At 62.7% G+C, this 18,015-nt stretch carries 14 protein-coding genes and 2 tRNA genes; 12 read left to right on the forward strand and 4 right to left on the reverse strand.

The window, feature by feature from the left end; translation table 11 throughout:
• The first annotated feature begins 39 nt into the window (after window positions 1-39).
• The 5 genes from hflK (at window position 40) to J5M58_RS15635 (ending at window position 7,158) form a co-directional block, all read left to right on the forward strand.
• The gene (gene hflK / locus J5M58_RS15615; RefSeq protein WP_112253681.1) at window positions 40-1,221 is read left to right on the forward strand and encodes an FtsH protease activity modulator HflK; all 1,182 of its coding nucleotides are present in this window, start codon (window positions 40-42) and stop codon (window positions 1,219-1,221) included.
• On the forward strand, window positions 1,221-2,090 hold the full coding sequence (gene hflC / locus J5M58_RS15620; RefSeq protein WP_112253680.1) for a protease modulator HflC: 870 nt from the start codon (window positions 1,221-1,223) through the stop codon (window positions 2,088-2,090). The genes hflK and hflC overlap by 1 nt, the downstream gene beginning before the upstream one ends.
• 300 nt (window positions 2,091-2,390) lie before the next feature.
• Window positions 2,391-3,578 (forward strand): ATP phosphoribosyltransferase regulatory subunit, encoded by a 1,188-nt coding sequence (locus tag J5M58_RS15625; protein ID WP_112253679.1) that lies wholly within the window; start codon window positions 2,391-2,393, stop codon window positions 3,576-3,578.
• A 56-nt stretch (window positions 3,579-3,634) separates the two neighbouring features.
• Entirely contained in the window at window positions 3,635-4,927 is a 1,293-nt protein-coding gene (locus tag J5M58_RS15630; protein WP_013974430.1) for an adenylosuccinate synthase, read from the forward strand.
• Between the two features lie 296 nt (window positions 4,928-5,223).
• Window positions 5,224-7,158: a methyl-accepting chemotaxis protein gene (locus J5M58_RS15635; RefSeq protein ID WP_112253678.1), complete on the forward strand. Its 1,935-nt coding sequence runs from the start codon at window positions 5,224-5,226 to the stop codon at window positions 7,156-7,158.
• Between the two features lie 141 nt (window positions 7,159-7,299).
• Here J5M58_RS15635 and J5M58_RS15640 read toward each other — a convergent pair whose 3' ends face one another.
• The 4 genes from J5M58_RS15640 to J5M58_RS15655 all read right to left on the reverse strand — a co-directional run bounded on the left by J5M58_RS15640 (window position 7,300) and on the right by J5M58_RS15655 (window position 10,398).
• The gene (locus J5M58_RS15640) at window positions 7,300-8,865 is read right to left on the reverse strand and encodes an iron ABC transporter permease (RefSeq protein WP_207878681.1); all 1,566 of its coding nucleotides are present in this window, start codon (window positions 8,863-8,865) and stop codon (window positions 7,300-7,302) included.
• The gene (locus J5M58_RS15645) at window positions 8,865-9,878 is read right to left on the reverse strand and encodes an extracellular solute-binding protein (RefSeq protein WP_112253676.1); all 1,014 of its coding nucleotides are present in this window, start codon (window positions 9,876-9,878) and stop codon (window positions 8,865-8,867) included. The genes J5M58_RS15640 and J5M58_RS15645 overlap by 1 nt, the downstream gene beginning before the upstream one ends.
• A 258-nt stretch (window positions 9,879-10,136) precedes the next feature.
• A tRNA-Leu gene (locus J5M58_RS15650) sits at window positions 10,137-10,223 on the reverse strand.
• Window positions 10,224-10,311: 88 nt separating this feature from the next.
• Window positions 10,312-10,398: transfer RNA gene (locus J5M58_RS15655), tRNA-Leu, on the reverse strand.
• Window positions 10,399-10,669: 271 nt separating this feature from the next.
• Here J5M58_RS15655 and rnr point away from each other — a divergent pair.
• The 7 genes from rnr (at window position 10,670) to dnaB (ending at window position 17,866) form a co-directional block, all read left to right on the forward strand.
• Entirely contained in the window at window positions 10,670-13,258 is a 2,589-nt protein-coding gene (gene rnr / locus J5M58_RS15660; RefSeq protein WP_112253675.1) for a ribonuclease R, read from the forward strand.
• Entirely contained in the window at window positions 13,255-14,001 is a 747-nt protein-coding gene (gene rlmB / locus J5M58_RS15665) for a 23S rRNA (guanosine(2251)-2'-O)-methyltransferase RlmB (protein ID WP_207878683.1), read from the forward strand. The genes rnr and rlmB overlap by 4 nt, the downstream gene beginning before the upstream one ends.
• 305 nt (window positions 14,002-14,306) lie before the next feature.
• Entirely contained in the window at window positions 14,307-14,732 is a 426-nt protein-coding gene (rpsF, locus tag J5M58_RS15670; RefSeq protein ID WP_003249557.1) for a 30S ribosomal protein S6, read from the forward strand.
• Window positions 14,733-14,760: 28 nt separating this feature from the next.
• The gene (gene rpsR, locus J5M58_RS15675; RefSeq protein ID WP_003249563.1) at window positions 14,761-14,991 is read left to right on the forward strand and encodes a 30S ribosomal protein S18; all 231 of its coding nucleotides are present in this window, start codon (window positions 14,761-14,763) and stop codon (window positions 14,989-14,991) included.
• A gap of 33 nt (window positions 14,992-15,024) precedes the next feature.
• The gene (locus J5M58_RS15680) at window positions 15,025-15,888 is read left to right on the forward strand and encodes a hypothetical protein (RefSeq protein ID WP_112253673.1); all 864 of its coding nucleotides are present in this window, start codon (window positions 15,025-15,027) and stop codon (window positions 15,886-15,888) included.
• A gap of 20 nt (window positions 15,889-15,908) precedes the next feature.
• On the forward strand, window positions 15,909-16,355 hold the full coding sequence (rplI, locus tag J5M58_RS15685) for a 50S ribosomal protein L9 (protein ID WP_003249568.1): 447 nt from the start codon (window positions 15,909-15,911) through the stop codon (window positions 16,353-16,355).
• A gap of 113 nt (window positions 16,356-16,468) precedes the next feature.
• Entirely contained in the window at window positions 16,469-17,866 is a 1,398-nt protein-coding gene (dnaB, locus tag J5M58_RS15690) for a replicative DNA helicase (RefSeq protein WP_015271992.1), read from the forward strand.
• The last annotated feature ends 149 nt before the right edge of the window (window positions 17,867-18,015 follow it).

The raw sequence follows: 18,015 nt of genomic DNA on the forward strand, positions 1-18,015 counted from the left end.
GCCGTGGGCGCGTCTTTGCTTTATCAGATGGAGAGCGCTATGGCTTGGAACGAGCCGGGTGGCAACTCGAACAATCAGGACCCCTGGGGCGGTCGCCGAAATGGCGGTGGCGGCGGTGGTGACAAGAAAGGTCCACCGGACCTGGACGAGGCCTTCCGCAAATTGCAGGACAGCCTGAACGGCATGTTCGGCAGTGGCAAGAAACGTGGCGGCGGTGACCGCAATGTCGGCAAGGGCGGTGGCCTGGGTCTGCTGGGCATCGGCCTGGCGGTACTGGCTGCAATCTGGCTGTACAGCGCCGTGTACGTGGTCGACGAGCAGGAGCAGGCCGTGGTGCTGCGCTTCGGCAAGTACTACGAGACGGTCGGTCCCGGCCTGAACATCTACTTCCCGCCGATCGATCGCAAGTACATGGAGAACGTCACGCGCGAGCGTGCCTATACCAAACAGGGCCAGATGCTGACCGAAGACGAGAACATCGTCGAGGTACCGCTGACCGTCCAGTACAAGATCAGCAACCTGCAGGACTTCGTGCTCAACGTCGACCAGCCTGAGGTCAGCCTGCAGCACGCGACCGACAGTGCCCTGCGCCACGTGGTGGGTTCCACTTCGATGGACCAGGTGCTGACCGAAGGCCGTGAGCAGATGGCCGTGGATATCCGCGAACGCCTGCAGCGCTTCCTCGACACCTACCGTACCGGTATCACCGTTACCCAGGTCAACGTACAGAGCGCGGCAGCCCCGCGTGAAGTGCAGGAAGCCTTCGACGACGTGATCCGCGCCCGCGAAGACGAGCAGCGTGCCCGCAACCAGGCCGAGTCCTACGCCAATGGCGTGGTGCCCGAAGCCCGTGGTCAGGCGCAGCGCATCATCGAGGACGCCAACGGTTACCGCGACGAAGTCATCGCCCGCGCCAAGGGTGAGGCCGACCGCTTCACCAAGCTGGTTGCCGAGTACCGCAAGGCACCTGACGTAACCCGTCAGCGCCTGTACCTGGAGACCATGCAAGAGGTCTACAGCAATTCGAGCAAGGTCATGGTGGCGACCAAGGACGGGCAGAACAACCTGCTCTACCTGCCGCTGGACAAGATGGTCGAAGGCAGCCGCAACCCGTCCGCGCCGACCACCAGCGTGTCGCCATCGGTCAACGATGCGGCCGCCCGTGCGGCGCAGGACCTGCAACAGCAACAGCAGCCGCTGCGTACTAGGGAGAGCCGCTGATGAGCAACAGATCGCTGATCGCCCTGATCGCCGCCGTGGTCCTGGCCCTCGTGGCCTGGAACAGCTTCTACATCGTGTCCCAGACCGAGCGTGCAGTACTGCTGCGCTTCGGTAAGGTGGTCCAGGCGGATGTCCAGCCTGGCATGCACGTGAAGATTCCTTACGTGAACCAGGTGCGCAAGTTCGACGCCCGCCTGATGACTCTCGACGCCCCGACCCAGCGGTTCCTGACCCTGGAGAAGAAAGCGGTGATGGTCGACGCCTACGCCAAGTGGCGCGTCAAGGATGCCGAACGCTTCTATACCGCCACATCCGGCATGAAGCAGATCGCCGACGAGCGTCTGTCGCGTCGTCTGGAAAGCGGCCTGCGCGACCAGTTCGGTAAACGTACCCTGCACGAAGTGGTTTCCGGTGAACGTGACGCGCTGATGGCTGACATCACTGCTTCGCTGAACCGCATGGCCTCCAAGGAGCTGGGCATCGAGGTGGTCGACGTGCGCGTCAAGGCCATCGACCTGCCGAAGGAAGTCAACCGCAGCGTGTTCGACCGCATGAGCACCGAGCGTGAGCGTGAAGCCCGCGAGCACCGCGCCAAGGGTAACGAGCTGGCTGAAGGTATCCGTGCCGATGCCGACCGTCAGCGGCGTGTGCTGCTGGCCGAAGCCTACCGTGAAGCAGAAGAAACCCGCGGTGACGGTGACGCCCAGGCGGCCGCCATCTACGCCAAGGCCTACAGCCAGGACGCTGATTTCTATGCGTTCCATCGTAGCCTGCAGGCGTACCGCGAGAGCTTCTCGAGCAAGAGCGACGTGCTGGTCCTGGACCCGAAGAACGAGTTCTTCCGCTTCCTGGACAAGAGCAAGCCGTGATGCTCAGGCCCTGATTTTCATGCGGCGGCGCCCCGCCTGGCAGCTAAAACGCCAGGCGGGGTGCATCCTGAATGAAAAGGGGTGTATGATGAGGCAGCCGGGAAATTTCCCGGCTTTTTTGCGTCTGCAAGGTTGATTGGCAAACCGCCAGTTGACGGTTTGGTCAGGTCGCAAGGCATTCGAGGGTGTCGGGTACGGTGGCTGCGCTGGGATCAGTGCTGCCCGCTGCTGTGCGCGATACCGGCTTTACTGACGGCTCGCCTGCTGGCAAGCCGCCCGGACCAGAGGGGAAATGGCGTAATGGCAACGGTAGACCGCTGGCTGCTGCCAGATGGCATCGAGGAAGTACTGCCACCTGAGGCCGCGCGCATCGAGATCGCGCGCCGCCAGGTGTTGGACCTGTTCCAGAGTTGGGGCTACGAACTGGTCGTCACCCCGCATATCGAGTACCTGGAGTCGCTGCTCACCGGCGCCGGCCAGGACCTGGATCAGCGCACCTTCAAGGTAGTGGACCCGCAGTCCGGCCGCCTGATGGGCTTCCGCGCCGACTTCACCCCGCAGGTAGCGCGCATCGACGCCCACACCCTGCGCCGTGAAGGCCCGAGCCGCCTGTGCTATGCCGGCAGCGTGCTGCATGCCCAGCCGCGTGCCCTGTCCACCTCGCGCAGCCCGATCCAGCTGGGTGCCGAGCTGTACGGCGACGCCAGCCCCACCAGCGATGTCGAAGTCATCAGCCTGATGCTCGCCACGCTGCAACTGACCGATGTGCCGGATGTGCACATGGACCTGGGCCATGTCGGTATCTACCGCGGCCTGGCCCGTGCTGCCGGCCTGTCCGGCGCGGTCGAGCAGCAGCTGTTCGACGCCCTGCAGCGCAAGGCCGTTGATGAAGTGCAGGTGCTGACCGCCGACCTGCCGAAGGACCTGGGCAACATGCTGCGCGCGCTGGTCGAACTGTGTGGTGGCCGCGAAGTGCTGGCCGAAGCCCGCGTGCGCCTGGGCCGTGCCCCGGCCAGCGTGCTGGCGGCGCTGGACGACCTGCTGGCGATCGCCGATCGCCTGGCGTCGCGCTTCCCGGACCTGCCGCTGTACTTCGACCTCGGCGAGCTGCGCGGTTACAACTACCACACCGGCGTGGTGTTCGCCGTGTTCGTCCCGGGTGAAGGTCAATCGATCGCCCAGGGCGGGCGCTATGACGACATCGGCGCCGACTTTGGCCGGGCACGCCCGGCCACCGGTTTCTCCACGGATTTGAAGACCCTGGTCACACTGGGGCGAGCGGAGGTCGTATTGCCAGCTGGCGGCATCTGGATGCCGGACAGTGGCGACGCGGCCCTCTGGCAGCAAGTCTGCCAGTTGCGCAACGAGGGCCAGCGTGTGGTCCAGGCTCTGCCTGGCCAGCCGTTGAGTGCTGCTCTCGAGGCGGATTGTGATCGGCAATTGATTCAGCAAGACGGGCGCTGGCAGGTTCTGCCGCTGGCCCAGTGAGTTTCTGCGTCGGCAACAGGCCGGCAACCAAGTTTGCGTGAATGAGGACCAATGTAATGGGTAAGAATGTCGTCGTCCTGGGCACCCAGTGGGGTGATGAGGGCAAAGGCAAGATCGTCGATCTGCTGACCGAACATGCTGCCGCCGTAGTGCGCTACCAGGGTGGCCACAACGCGGGTCACACCCTGGTGATCAACGGTGAAAAGACCGTTCTGCACCTGATTCCGTCCGGCATCCTGCGTGAAGGCGTACAGTGCCTGATCGGCAACGGTGTGGTCGTTGCCCCGGATGCCCTGATGCGTGAAATCACCAAGCTGGAAGAGAAGGGCGTACCGGTGCGCGAGCGCCTGCGCATCAGCCCGGCTGCGCCGCTGATCCTGTCGTACCACGTTGCCCTGGACCAGGCCCGCGAAAAAGCCCGTGGCGAAGCCAAGATCGGCACCACCGGCCGTGGTATCGGCCCGGCCTACGAAGACAAGGTCGCACGCCGCGGCCTGCGCGTGGGCGACCTGTTCCACCGCGAGCGTTTTGCCGCCAAGCTGGGTGAGCTGCTGGATTACCACAACTTCCAGCTGGTGAACTACTACAAAGAGCCGGCCATCGACTTCCAGCAGACTCTGGACGAGTGCATGGCCTATGCCGAACAGCTCAAGCCGATGATGCTCGACGTCACCGCCGAGCTGCACAACCTGCGCCGCGCCGGCAAGGACATCATGTTCGAAGGCGCCCAGGGCTCGCTGCTGGACATCGACCACGGTACCTACCCGTACGTCACCAGCTCCAACACCACCGCTGGCGGTATCTCCACCGGTTCCGGCGTTGGCCCGATGTACCTGGACTACATCCTGGGTATCACCAAGGCCTACACCACTCGCGTGGGTTCCGGTCCGTTCCCGACCGAACTGTTTGACGAGACTGGCGCTACCCTGGCCAAGCGTGGCCATGAGTTCGGCTCCACCACCGGCCGTGCACGCCGTTGTGGCTGGTTCGATGCCGTCATTCTGCGTCGCGCCATCGACGTCAACAGCATCTCGGGCATCTGCCTGACCAAGCTGGACGTACTGGATGGCCTGGAAACCATCAACATCTGCGTTGGCTACAAGAACGAGAACGGTGCCGTTATCGACGCGCCTTCCGATGCCGACAGCTACATCGGCCTGGAGCCGGTGTACGAAGAGATGCCAGGCTGGAGCGAATCGACCCTGGGCGTGAAAACCCTGGAAGAACTGCCAGCCAACGCTCGCGCCTATATCAAGCGCATCGAAGAGCTGATCGGTGCGCCGATCGACATCATCTCCACCGGGCCGGACCGCAACGAGACCATCGTGCTGCGTCATCCGTTCGCCTGATCTGCCTTCCAGGCTGATCTGACGCCGTGGCCCTGAAAGGGGCTGCGGCGTTTTCATTTGTGGGGTATGGCTGTCCTGGCTCTTTCGCGGGTAAACCCGCTCCCACAGGTACTGCACAGTCCTGGGGACCTGCGCGGTCCATGTGGGAGCGGGTTCACCCGCGAGGAGGCCCGTGCGGGCAACCTCATTGCTAGACCTTGGCGTATTTCCCTGCTGCCCCCGGCACAACCCTTGCTGTAAGAAGTTTCTGACGATGCCATCAAAGTAGTGGCGCCAGAAAACACGAGGGTTACACCGTGTCTGCCATCCTTTCACTGTTACGAAGCCGCCTTTTGCGGCCTGTGTTTGTTGCCCTGGGTATCGCGCTTTTGGTGCAGGTACTGGTTGCTGTTGCGCTGACTCGCAGCACGGTCACCGCCCTGGAGGCCGACCTGGGCGAGCGTCTGGGCAATGACAGCCGTCAACTTGCCGGCGAACTGGAGAAGGCCGGGCAGGATGTACGTTCGGGCCTTGACAGTTTGTCCAGCAGCACCCGCCAGCGGCTGAGTGCCGGCTTGTCCGCGCGCCTGCAGAATGAGCAGCAGCAACTGCGCAGCACGCTGGAAAAGAACCTCAAGGACTCCGCCAACGATATGGCCGAGCTGCTGGCTTCGGTCGCCCCGCGGGCGATCTGGGACAACGACGTGCCGGTGCTCTCTGACTTCGCCCGGCGTGCCCAGCGCAACCCCAACGTACTGTTTGTGGTCTACGACGACGCCCAGGGCCAGCACCTGACCCGCTATCTGAATCGGCAAAACCCGATCAACCAGGCGTTGATGGACAAGGGGCAGGGCGAGCGTGCGCTCGACAAAGTGATCGACGCGGCCCGGCGCGACCCGGCGGTGTACTTCGTGGAGGCCTCGATCAACCCCAATGGGGCAGAAATCGGCAAGGTGGTGATGGGTGTTTCCACTGCCGGCATCGATCAGGAACTCAAGGCCCTTGACCAGCGCTTCGCCGCCCTGATCGCCAGTGGTGAACAATTGGTCGGCGACAGCCTGGTCGGTGCGGCAGCTGACAGTGGCAAGACCCTGCGCGAGCGCCTGGAAAAGGCGCAGGGCAGCGCTGCTGCGATGCAGGCCAATACCGCACAGACCGTGCGTGATGCTGCCGCCGAGCTGCGCTGGCGCATCGGCCTGGGCCTGGTGCTGGTCGGCCTCGGCGTGCTGCTGGTGGTGGCTGTGGTGTTGGGCCGTCGGGTGTTGAGCAAGCTGCGCCTGCTGATTGCCGCCTTGAATGACCTGGCGGCGGGCGAGGGCGATCTGACCAAGCGCGTGCCGCTGGACAGTCGCGACGAGATTGGCGACATGGCGTCGGCGGTGAACCGCTTCGTCGACAAGCTGCAACCCATCGTGCGCGAGGCGGGCGAGGTGGCACAACGCACTGGTGTTGAGATTGGTGCCATGGCCCAGCGCAATGCCGGCGCCGATGCTGCCGCTGCACTGCAACGCGATGAAGTGGCTGCCAGCCTGCGCGACCTGTCGAGCATGGCCGACGAGGCCCAGGCTGAAAGCCACGCGATGCAGGCAGCCCTACAGCAGGTGGTGGATATCCGCCAGGCGACTGACGAGAACAGCCGTACCTCGACCCAGCTCGCCGGGTTGATCGAGAACCTGGCCGGGCAGGTGGATGCCGGTTCCCAGGTGATCGAGCGCCTGGCCAAGCAGAGCGAACAGATCGAGGTGGTGCTGACGGTAATTCACGGTATTGCCGAGCAGACCAACCTGCTGGCGTTGAACGCCGCCATCGAAGCGGCCCGGGCTGGGGAAACCGGGCGTGGCTTTGCCGTGGTGGCGGATGAGGTGCGGGCCCTGGCGAGCAAGACGCAAAGCTCCACCGGGGATATCCAGGCGCATATTGCCGCACTGCAGAAAGGCGCCAAGGAAGCTGTGGCCACCATCAGCCAAGCCGGGCTCAAGGCCAGCGAAGGGCTGTTGGTGCTGCGTGACAACGAGCGCCGCCAGCAGTCTGTGCAGGCAGCGGTGGAGCAGGTGCATGCGGCCATCGGCCTCGCTACTCGCGCCGCCGAGCAGCAGGCGAGTGGGGCGCAGGCGGTACGTGGGCGGGTGGAAACCATCCATGCCCAGGCCGAACGCTCGGCTGAAGTGGTGATGCAGACCACTGCCAGCAGCAAGGTGCTGGATGACCTGGCCGCGCAACTGCGTGCCAGCCTGGGGCAGTTCAGGGCATAGACATTCTCGGGAACATCGCTACCCCTGTGGGAGCGGGTTTACCCGCGAAGAAGACAGCGCGTTGGATGGCACCGGCTTCGCCGGTGTTCGCGGGTGAACCCGCTCCCACAGGTACCGCGCAAACCTGGGGAGCGGCGCCGATCAGGCCTTGTTCAGATACATCCGCGTAGTCAGCAGATAAACCGGCAACCCCGACACCACTATCAGCAGAGCCGCATATGGCGCCGCCGCTGCAAACTCGACGTTGGCCGTGTGCGCCCATACCTCGGTGGCCAGGGTAGTCATGCCGGTGGGGCTGAGCAGCAAGGTCGCCGTCAGCTCCTTCATGGCATCCAGGAACACCAGGGCAAAGGCTGCCGCCATGGCCGGGAAAATGATCGGTAGGGTTACCCGGCAGAAAGCTGCAAAGCTGTTTGCGCCCAAGGTTCGCGCGGCTTCTTCCAGCGTCGGCGAAGCCTTGTTCAGCGCGGTGCGCACCGGCGATTGCGCCAGTGGCAGGAACAGCAGCGCATAGGCCAGCAGCAACAGTGCCGTGGTCTGGTACAGCGCCGGCACGTAATGCAGGGCGAAGAACACCAGGGTCAGGGCAATCACCAGGCCGGGCAGGGCGTGCAGAAGGTACGGCAGGCGCTCGGCCCAGATTGCCAGGCGGCCCTTGTAGCGCACCACCAGGAAGCTGATCGGCAGGGCCAGTAGCACGCAGAAACCGGCACCACCCAGCGACACCGACAACGAGGTGAACAGCGCCTTGGAAATGGCTGCCACAGGGAATGCCGCCGACGAACCCACGCTCAGCCAGTAGCCGAGCATGGCCAGCGGAATACCGCTGCCCAATACCGCCAGGCCCACGCAGAACAATTGCGCCGGCACTGACCAGCCACGCAACCGCACCGGTTGCGCACGACGCGCCACACCCTGGCCGATGCGCACATGGCGGGCCTTGCCACGTACCCGCAGTTCAAGCCACAGCATCACCAGGCACATCGCCAACAATACGGCGGACAGCATGGCCGCATTGGCGTTGCTGAACTCCAGTTCGAACTGTTGGTAGATCGCCGTGGTGAAGGTTTGCAGGCCGAGGATCGACAAGGCGCCGAACTCCACCAGCATGTGCAGGGCGATCAGCAGCGCGCCGCCCAGCATCGATGGCCACAGCAGCGGCAGGGTGACCTTGACGAATACGCCCCAGCGGCTGCAACCCAGCGTACGTGCCGACTCCTCCAGCGAGGTATCGAGGTTGCGCAGGGTTGCGGCCACCGGCAGGAACACCAGCGGGTACTTGGACAGGGCCATGACCATGATCGCTCCGCCCAGCCCTTCGAAGTCCGAGCTCAGTGACACCCAGGTGAAGCTGCTGACGAAAGACGGTACGGCAAACGGCAGGCATAGCACCACGCCCCACAATCGGCGGCCGGCCAGATTACTGCGCTCCAGCAGCCAGGCCAGGGCCAGGCCGACTACCATGCAGGTCAGCGTCACCCCGACCATCAGCATCAGGGTGTTGCGCATCAGTCCCCAGACAAACGGCCGCCACAGCAGGTGCAAGGCTTCGCGCCAGCCGGCCTCCCAGGCTTTCATGGCAACGTACAGCAAAGGCAGCAAACTCATCGCTACCAGGAACAGCACAGGCAGCACCACCCAGACGGAGGGGCGCTTGCGGCGTGGTACGAAGCGTACCGGCACTGGTTCGGTCAGGGCGGCAGTCATCAGAGCAGGCCGACCTCGCGCTCAAGCTCGATCGCTTCCTCGGCATTGCCCAGGTCGGCTGGAGAGATCTTCGGCGGGCGCAGGTCTTCAAACGGCTTCAGGCCACGGTCGGAGACCATGCCTTTGTGCAGTGGGTACTCGGCGGTGGTCTGGGTGATCACGCGCTGGCCTTCTTCGCTGGCCATCCAGTTGAGCAGGGCCTGGGCTTCTTTCGGGTGCTTGCTGGCCTTGACCACGGCTGCGCCGGAAATGGTGACCAGGTTGCCGGCATCGCCATCGGCCAGGTAGTAGAGCTTGGTGTCCAGCTTGCCGCGCTCGCGCTCGAGCGCATACCAGTAATAGTTGTTCACCAGTACCGCAGCCACTTCGCCTTTTTCCACGGCTTTGAGGGCGACCATGTTGTTGGTGTAGGTCTTGCCGAATGCCTTCAGGCCGGTCAGCCATTCTTCGGTGGCTTCACGGCCGTGCATCTTCAGGATGGCCACGGCCTGTTCCTGAAAAGCGCCGCTGGTGGGCACATAGCCGACGCGGCCTTCCCACTCGGGGTTGGCGAAGTCCATCACTGTGGTCGGCAAGTCTTTCTCGTCGACTTTCTTCGGGTTGAACACGACGATGCGCGTACGGGCGGTAATGCCCATCCAGGTGCCGTTGGCGCCAACGTACTCCTTGGGCATCATGTTCGCGGTGGCGTCGTCGATCTTCGCCAGCAGGCCCAGTTCGCCCAGGTTGTTCAGGGGAGGGGACTCTTCGGTATAGATGATGTCGGCCGGCGAGCGTTCGCCTTCCTCGATGATCTGGCTGGCCAGCTGGTTGCTGCTGCCCTTGCGGATATTGATGTGGACGCCGGTCTTGGCCTCGTAGGCCTGGGCGATGGCTTCGCCGATTTCCTTGTGCTGACCGTTGTACATGGTCAGGGTGACTGGTGCGTCTGCCATGGCGGCCGGAGCGCCGATGACCAGGCTCAGCGCGGCGGAGGCCAAGGTACGCATCAGCGGTTGCGGGCGGATCGTCATGCGGGTACTTCCTCGCTTACGGCTACATATTTGGAAACAATGGTAAACGAAATCGTTTCTCAAGTGGCCGGGTGACGAGAAATTCATGGTCAGACCATGGTGCAAGAGCCTGAAGGTGGGTTGGCTGTGCTGGCCTCTTCGCGGCTAAAGCCGCTCCCACAGGGGGGGGCACAGGTCTGTACCTGTGACCGAAAGAGGGGAGGGATACAAAAATCGCAGGCAAGAAAAAACCCACTAGCAAGCTAGTGGGTTTTTGTATGGTGCCCAGGAGAAGACTCGAACTTCCACGACCGTTAAGTCACTGATACCTGAAACCAGCGCGTCTACCAATTCCGCCACCTGGGCAAAGCTTTGCATCATCTGGAGAAGGCGACTATCGTTCGCTTTCACACAGTAGTAACAGATCCTTGGTCATCTGTTACTTGAAAATATTTGGTGCCCAGGAGAAGACTCGAACTTCCACGGCCGTTAAGCCACTGATACCTGAAACCAGCGCGTCTACCAATTCCGCCACCTGGGCACACATTCGAGATTACCTGATGCTTTACAGCGTCGCTCATCTCTACTACAACTTCGGGGTTGTCCGTCGTTGTGGTGCGCACTATACGGACGGTCCTGGAGGCTGTAAACCCCCAAAGCAAAAAAAATTTCAAAAAATTCAACTTGTTGATTCCGCAGGCCTATTCCTGCTCGCCGGGTATGCCCGTGGGGCTGTCCAAGGCTGACATTTCCGGTTTCAATACGCCTATGCCAGAATTCATATCTATATACCCCAAGGTGAACCCCTTCTGATGGCCGATTGGCAATCCCTCGATCCCGAGGCCGCTCGCGAAGCGGAAAAATACGACAACCCCATTCCCAGCCGTGAGCTGATCCTGCAGCGCCTTGCCGACCGTGGCGAACCCGCTGCGCGCGAGGAGCTGGCGAAAGAGTTTGGTCTGTATGAAGAAGACCAGATCGAAGCCTTGCGCCGCCGCCTGCGTGCCATGGAACGCGATGGCCAGCTTATCTATACCCGGCGCGGCACTTATGCCCCGGTAGACAAACTGGACCTGATCTGCGGTCGGGTCTCCGGTCACCGCGACGGCTTCGGCTTCCTTATCCCGGACGACGGCAGCGAAGACCTGTTCCTCAGCCCGTCGCAGATGCGCCTGGTGTTCGACGGCGACCGCGGCCTGGCCCGGGTCTCTGGCGTCGACCGCCGTGGCCGCCGCGAAGGCGTGCTGGTCGAAGTCATCTCCCGTGCCCATGAGAGCGTGGTCGGCCGTTACTTCGAAGAAGGCGGTATCGGCTACGTGACCCCGGATAACCCGAAGATCCAGCAGGAAGTGCTGGTCACCGCCGGGCGCAACGGTGGCGCGAAGATCGGCCAGTTCGTCGAGATCAAGATCACCCACTGGCCTACCCCGCGCTTCCAGCCGCAAGGTGATGTGGTCGAGGTCATCGGCAACTATATGGCGCCGGGCATGGAGATCGACGTTGCCCTGCGCAGCTACGATATCCCGCACGTCTGGCCCAAGGATGTGATCAAGGAAGCGCGCAAGTTCCGCTCCGAAGTCGAAGAGAAGGACAAGGAGAAGCGCGTCGACCTGCGCCACCTGCCGTTCGTCACCATCGACGGTGAGGACGCCCGCGACTTCGACGACGCCGTCTATTGCGAGCCGCTGGGCAAGCTGCGGCTGTTCTCGGGTGGCTGGCGCCTGTATGTGGCTATCGCCGATGTGTCCAGCTACGTGCGTCTGGGTTCGGCCCTGGACGTCGAGGCCCAGCAGCGCGGCAACTCGGTGTACTTCCCCGAGCGCGTGGTGCCGATGCTCCCGGAAGAGCTGTCCAACGGCCTGTGTTCGCTGAACCCGCATGTCGATCGCCTGGCAATGGTCTGCGAAATGACCATGAACAAAGCCGGCCAGATGGTCGACTACCAGTTCTACGAAGGCGTAATCCACTCCCACGCCCGCCTGACCTACAACAAGGTCAGCAGCATGCTCGAGCACTCGCGTACCCGTGAGGGCAAGGCGCTGCGCGAAGAGTACAAGGCTGTCGTGCCGGACCTGAAGAACCTGTACAACCTGTACAAGGTGCTGGTGGATGCACGTCACACCCGGGGTGCGATCGACTTCGAGACCCAGGAAACCCGCATCATCTTCGGTGACGAGCGCAAGATCGCGGAAATCCGCCCGACCGTGCGCAACGACGCCCACAAGCTGATCGAGGAATGCATGCTGGCGGCCAACGTTGCCACTGCCGAGTTCTTGCAGAAGCATGGCGTGCCGGCCCTGTACCGTGTGCATGACGGCCCGCCGCCAGAGCGCCTGGAAAAACTGCGCGCTTTCCTCGGCGAGCTGGGCCTGAGCCTGCACAAGGGCAAGGACCCGTCGCCGAAGGATTACCAGGCCCTGCTGGCGAGCATCGCCGGGCGCCCGGACTTCCACCTGATCCAGACCGTGATGTTGCGCTCGTTGAGCCAGGCGGTGTACAGCACCGAAAACAACGGCCACTTCGGCCTGAACTACGAGGCGTACACCCACTTCACCTCGCCGATCCGTCGTTACCCGGACCTGCTGGTGCACCGCGCAATCCGCAGCATCATCCGCTCCAGGGTGGATACCCCGCACGTCAAGCGTGCCGGCGCCATGAGCATCCCCAAGGCGCGTATCTACCCGTACGACGAAAACACCCTCGAGCAGCTCGGCGAGCAGTGCTCGATGACCGAACGCCGGGCCGATGAAGCCACTCGTGATGTGGTCAACTGGCTCAAGTGCGAGTTCATGAAGGACCGCGTGGGCGAGACCTTCCCGGGTGTGATCACTGCGGTGACCGGTTTCGGCCTGTTCGTCGAGCTGACCGACATCTATGTGGAAGGCCTGGTGCATGTCAGTGCTCTGCCGGGCGACTACTACCACTTCGACCCGGTGCACCACCGCCTGTCTGGCGAGCGTACCGGACGCAGCTTCCGCCTGGGCGACACCATCGAAGTCAAGGTCATGCGTGTTGACCTGGACGAGCGCAAGATCGACTTCGAGGTGTCGGAAAAGACCCTGGCCGCACCGATCGGTCGCAAGCAGCGTGGCGCCGCGCCTGCTGCCGACAAGGTGGAACAGCAGCAGCCGGTAACTGAGGCGAAAGCCTCGCCGAAGCCGCGCAGCCGCAAGAGCGAAGCGTCCGAGGCGTATTTCCCGAAAGACGCCGTGCAGCGCAACGCCGAAGTGCGCAAGAGCCGCGAAATGAAGAAGGCGCTGATGAGCGATGCGCGCAGTGGCGGCCATGCCGGCAGCAAGTCGGACAAGGGCGGCAAGGCCTCGGCGTCCGGCAAGCCGACCAAGCACCGTAAAGGCCCGCCGAAGTCCGGCGCGCCACGCAAGAGCAAGAGTAAGTCATGAGTCAGCTGGAAAAGATCTACGGCGTGCATGCCGTACAGGCATTGCTGCAGCACCATCCGAAGCGGGTCAAGCAGATCTGGCTGTCGGAAGGGCGCAGCGAGCCGCGCCTCCAGGCGCTGCTGGCGTTGGCCGCAGAAAATCGCGTGGCGGTGGGCCAGGCCGAGCGCCGTGAGATGGATGCCTGGGTAGAGGGTGTGCATCAGGGTGTGGTCGCCGAGGTGAGTCCGAGCCAGGTCTGGGGCGAATTGATGCTCGAGGAGTTGCTCGAGCGCACCGAAACACCCCCTCTGATCCTGGTGCTGGACGGCGTGACCGACCCACACAACCTTGGCGCCTGCCTGCGTACCGCCGATGCCGCCGGTGCCACGGCGGTGATCGTGCCCAAGGACAAGTCCGCGACCCTGACCCCGGTTGTGCGCAAGGTGGCCTGCGGCGCGGCGGAGGTGATCCCGCTGGTGGCCGTGACCAACCTGGCGCGCACTCTGGAGAAACTGCAGCAGCGGGGCCTGTGGGTGGTCGGTACCGCCGGCGAGGCCGAGCAGGAGATCTACCAGCAGGACCTGACCGGGCCGCTGGTGATGATCATGGGCGCGGAAGGCAAGGGCATGCGCCGGTTGACCCGCGAGCATTGCGATTTCCTGGTCAAGTTGCCGATGGGCGGTAGTGTCAGCAGCCTGAACGTGTCGGTGGCGACCGGTATCTGCCTGTTCGAAGCCGTGCGTCAGCGCCAGGCCAAGCGCTGATCTATAGCCTGCACCGGCCTCTTCGCGGGTAAACCCGCTCCCACAGGGATCGCACAAGGCCTGAGTCCTGTGGAGTACCTGTGGGAGCGGGTTTACCCGCGAAAGGGCCGGCAGTCTGTAATGTGTTTCAGGCTGTTCAAATATTCGCCAATTACCTTGCTTGTGCGCCCCGCCTTCTCTACAATTGCGCCCCTTGCCGAGCTGGCAGGCGCACATGTGCCTCCCCTCCGTGCAAGACATACAGTGTCATTCACTCCTTGTCTGACCAGATTCACTGGCAGACTACTAACCCGTAAGGAGCATTCATGCGTCATTACGAAATCATCTTCCTGGTTCACCCGGACCAGAGCGAACAAGTCGGCGGCATGGTTGAGCGTTACACCAAGCTGATCGAAGAAGATGGTGGCAAGATCCACCGCCTGGAAGACTGGGGCCGTCGTCAACTGGCCTACGCAATCAACAATGTTCACAAGGCTCACTACGTGATGCTGAACGTTGAGTGCACCGGCAAGGCCCTGGCCGAGCTGGAAGACAACTTCCGCTACAACGATGCCGTTATCCGTAACCTGGTCATCCGTCGCGACGAAGCCGTTACCGGCCAGTCCGAGATGCTGAAGGCTGAAGAGAACCGCAGCGAGCGCCGTGAGCGTCGCGAGCGTCCTGAGCATGCTGACTCCGCCGAAGGCGACGACAGCAATGACAGCGACTCCAGCGATAACGCTGACGAGTAATCCACGGACCTTTAGAGGAGCCTATTAAATGGCACGTTTCTTCCGTCGTCGTAAATTCTGCCGCTTCACTGCTGAAGACGTGAAAGAGATCGACTTCAAAGATCTCAACACCCTGAAAGCTTACGTATCCGAAACCGGCAAGATCGTTCCAAGCCGTATCACCGGTACCAAAGCTCGTTATCAGCGTCAGCTGGCTACCGCTATCAAGCGCGCCCGCTTCCTGGCCCTGCTGCCCTACACCGACAGCCACGGCCGCTGAGACCGGGTCGTCGACAAGCAGTAAGGGATTAGCATGCGAGCGTTAGCAAGTTTCATCATGCGCGGTCGTGTGCAGGCCACCCTGGTGGTGGTCATCAGCGCGGTACTGCCGCTGCTGTTCTGGTTGAGTGCCGCTGCCGGCAGCCTTGTGCTGCTGCGGCGTGGTTTCAAGGATGCTACAACGGTCATCGCCGGCGGCCTGCTGGCCGGGCTGGCCGTGTGGGTCATGGGCGATCCCATCACCTTTCTGGTGATTGCGGGTGCCCTGGCCCTGGCCGCCATGTTGCGTGCCGAGCATCCCTGGAGCCGGGTGTTGCTCGCCAGTGCCGTGTTCGCCGTGGCGTTTAGCCTCGTGCTTGATCTGGCGCTGGCGCAAACCTTCGATGTGCTGGCCAAGGCGTTTGCCGAAGCCATGCCGAAAATCGAAGGGCAGCCGGTGCTCTCCGGTGAGCTGATCCGCCCTGTGCTGGTCGCTTCCACAGCAGTGACGGTGCAATTGTTCAGTGTGCTGGCGTTGATGCTGGCGCGCTATTGGCAGGCAGCGTTGTACAACCCTGGAGGCTTCGGTCGCGAGTTTCGCGAACTGAAGTTGCCGAAACAGACCATGGCGGTCTTGGTGGCAGTGATGGTGGTGGCCCCGTTCATCGGGCCGCAGTTCATCGTCCTGGCATCGGCCTCGAGCCTGGTACTGGTGCTGGCCGGCATCGCCTTGATGCACGGGCTGGTGGCACAGGGTCGACTGGCCGGTTTCTGGCTGGTGGGCATGTACGTGACGCTCCCGCTGATCATGCAGCTGATTTATCCGTTGCTGATGGTTTTGGCCATTGTCGACAGCCTGATTGATTTTCGCGGTCGCAAGTCCCCCAAGGGGAATGACTCCGCGAACGGTGAAGGTTAAAAGTTAAGAGGTTTTACCAAATGGAACTGATCCTGCTGGAAAAAGTCGCTAACCTGGGCAACCTGGGCGACAAAGTAAAAGTTAAGGCTGGTTACGGCCGTAACTTCCTGCTGCCATTCGGCAAGGCCACCGTTGCCAACGCCGCCAACCTGGCCGCGTTCGAAGAGCGTCGCGCCGAGCTGGAAAAAGCAGCTGCTGACAAGAAAGCTTCGGCTGAAAGCCGCGCTGCCCAACTGGCCGAGCTGGAAGTGACCATCACTGCCACCGCTGGCGACGAAGGCAAGCTGTTCGGTTCGATCGGCACCCACGACATCGCTGACGCCCTGACCGCCTCCGGCGTTGAAGTGGCCAAAGCTGAAGTTCGTCTGCCGAACGGCACCATCCGTCAGGTTGGCGAATACGACGTAGCCGTGCACCTGCACAGCGACGTTGAAGCCACTGTACGCGTGGTCGTCGTAGCTGCCTAAGCTGCGCTGACTGTCTGGCTCCTTGCGGGTCAGGCGGTTAACATCGGGCACGGTCCTGTTTTCGACAGGCCGTGCCCTTTGTCTTTTTCGTCCTCCAGAATTCTTTCGTGGCCATGAACGAGATCACCACCTCCGAACAGCTTGACCTGCAAACCGCAGCCCTGAAGGTGCCGCCGCATTCCATCGAGGCCGAACAGGCCGTGCTCGGTGGCCTGATGCTGGACAACAACGCCTGGGAGCGGGTGCTGGACCAGGTATCGGACGGCGACTTCTACCGGCATGACCACCGCCTGATCTTCCGAGCCGTGCACAAGTTGGCCGACGCCAACCAGCCATTCGACGTGGTGACCCTGCACGAGCAGCTGGACAAGGAAGGCCTGTCCTCGCAAGTCGGTGGCCTGGCGTATCTGGCCGAGCTGGCCAAGAACACCCCGTCGGTGGCCAACATCAAGGCCTACGCTGCGATCATTCGCGAGCGGGCGACGTTGCGTCAGCTGATCAGTATCAGTACCGACATCGCTGACAACGCGTTCAACCCACAGGGGCGCAACGCCGAGGAAATCCTCGATGATGCCGAACGGCAGATCTTCCAGATCGCCGAAGCCCGGCCGAAGACCGGTGGCCCGGTAGGCGTCAACGAACTGTTGACCATGGCCATCGACCGCATCGACACGCTGTTCAACTCCGACAGCGACATCACCGGCGTATCCACCGGCTTTACCGACCTCGACGAGAAGACCAGCGGCCTGCAGCCAGCCGACCTGATCATCGTTGCCGGCCGACCGTCGATGGGCAAGACCACCTTCGCCATGAACCTGGTGGAAAACGCCGTACTGCGTACCGACAAGGCGGTACTGGTGTTCTCCCTCGAGATGCCAGGTGAATCGCTGATCATGCGTATGCTCTCGTCCCTGGGCCGTATCGACCAGACCAAGGTGCGTTCCGGCCAGCTGGACGACGACGACTGGCCACGCCTGACCTCGGCGGTGAACCTGCTAAACGATCGCAAGCTGTTCATCGACGATACCGCCGGCATCAGCCCCTCGGAGATGCGCGCGCGTACCCGCCGCCTGGCCCGCGAGCACGGCGAAATCGCCATGATCATGGTCGACTACCTGCAGCTGATGCAGATCCCGGGTTCGGCCGGTGACAACCGGACCAACGAAATTTCCGAGATCTCCCGCTCGCTCAAGGCACTGGCCAAGGAGTTCAACTGCCCGGTCATCGCCCTGTCGCAGCTGAACCGCTCGCTGGAACAGCGCCCGAACAAACGCCCGGTGAACTCCGACTTGCGTGAATCCGGTGCAATCGAGCAGGACGCCGACGTGATCATGTTCGTGTATCGCGACGAGGTGTACCACCCCGAGACCGAGCACAAGGGGGTGGCGGAAATCATCATCGGTAAGCAGCGTAACGGCCCCATCGGCTTCGTGCGCCTGGCCTTCATCGGCAAGTACACCCGCTTCGAGAACCTTGCGCCGGGCATGTACAACTTCGACGACGACGAATAAGCCCAGGGGCAGAGGCGGTCACTGTGGGAGCGGGTTCACCCGCGAACACGGGCGCAGCCCGTGCCATCCACCGCGTAGCCTTCTTCGCGGGTAAACCCGCTCCCACAGCGGATGGAGTCTCTTTCGTCAAGCAACCATGAATCCGACAA

The organism is Pseudomonas sp. 32_A (genome assembly GCF_017490905.1).
Taxonomy (GTDB): Bacteria; Pseudomonadota; Gammaproteobacteria; order Pseudomonadales; family Pseudomonadaceae; genus Aquipseudomonas; species Aquipseudomonas inefficax.